General features: G+C 50.2%; 7 tRNA genes and 1 rRNA gene. All 8 read right to left on the minus strand.

From position 1 onward, the window contains the following. Positions 1–164: 164 nt before the first annotated feature. A tRNA-Leu gene (locus HFP08_RS28805) sits at positions 165–248 on the minus strand. Positions 249–270: 22 nt separating this feature from the next. Further along, positions 271–346, minus strand: a tRNA-Lys gene (locus HFP08_RS28810). Between the two features lie 11 nt (positions 347–357). Further along, positions 358–432, minus strand: a tRNA-Gln gene (locus HFP08_RS28815). Between the two features lie 9 nt (positions 433–441). Next, a tRNA-Val gene (locus HFP08_RS28820) sits at positions 442–517 on the minus strand. 5 nt (positions 518–522) lie between these two features. Beyond that, a tRNA-Glu gene (locus HFP08_RS28825) sits at positions 523–597 on the minus strand. Positions 598–690: 93 nt separating this feature from the next. After that, positions 691–766: transfer RNA gene (locus tag HFP08_RS28830), tRNA-Thr, on the minus strand. 5 nt (positions 767–771) lie between these two features. After that, positions 772–847 (minus strand) — tRNA-Asn (locus HFP08_RS28835). Between the two features lie 185 nt (positions 848–1,032). After that, a 23S ribosomal RNA gene (locus tag HFP08_RS28840) occupies positions 1,033–1,185 on the minus strand; the annotation flags it as partial.

Here is a 1,185-nt window from a genome sequence, read left to right on the forward strand (position 1 = left end):
TGTCACAGGGCTTCAACCTTAGGATCTCTCCACCAGTTGCCTGTCAGCTACGAGGCGACTTGGCTCTTACCTCGACCGGACTTTCACCGGCTAATTGTGCCTAGCTTGGCTAGGCGCGCAATATACAAAAAAACCTTCGTTCGCCGAAGGTTTTCTTCATGTTATGGTGCGCGTGAAGGGACTTGAACCCCCACGTCGTGAAACGCCAGATCCTAAGTCTGGTGCGTCTGCCATTCCGCCACACGCGCACAAGGTAAAACAGGTAAAAACTGGTGAGCCATGAAGGACTCGAACCTTCGACACCCTGATTAAAAGTCAGGTGCTCTACCAACTGAGCTAATGGCTCTTGCTAAGAAATGGCTGGGGATATAGGATTCGAACCTATGCATGACGGAGTCAAAGTCCGTTGCCTTACCGCTTGGCTAATCCCCAGCATCGGTATGGTGGAGGATGACGGGATCGAACCGCCGACCCTCTGCTTGTAAGGCAGATGCTCTCCCAGCTGAGCTAATCCTCCATAAATGGTGACCCGTAGGGGATTCGAACCCCTGTTACCTCCGTGAAAGGGAGGTGTCTTAACCCCTTGACCAACGGGCCTGAAATATTTGCGAAGCAAACGATTCTTCATTGCTCTTTCTTCTTCCATTCTTGTCCAGGAACAGATAACAAATCGTTGCAGAGAAGACGATCTGGAGCTCTCAACCGGGATCGAACCGGTGACCTCATCCTTACCATGGATGCACTCTACCTACTGAGCTATGAGAGCATGAATGGCTCCCCGAACAGGACTCGAACCTGTGACAACTCGATTAACAGTCGAGTGCTCTACCAACTGAGCTATCAGGGAACATAGCGTGCCGGTGCTCTTCGCTGATTTGCGTTTTCGCTGAAACACATCCAGTTATACATCAGTAAGACGCATCAACGATATCGTTTCAGAGAAGACACTACCACGATGTTAATCTACAAAGCGTGTTTGCGCCTTGAAAACTGGATACGAAAGTTGCTGTTACGCTTTAGCTTGTGTTGCTTTAGGATAAGCCCTCGACCGATTAGTATTCGTCAGCTCCACACGTTGCCGCGCTTCCACCCCGAACCTATCAACCTCGTCGTCTTCAAGGGGTCTTACATACTGGGAAATCTCATCTTGAGGGGGGCTTCACGCTTAGATGCTTTCAGCGCTTA

The organism is Paenibacillus sp. HB172176, from assembly GCF_011947265.1.
Lineage (GTDB): Bacteria > Bacillota > Bacilli > Paenibacillales > Paenibacillaceae > Pristimantibacillus.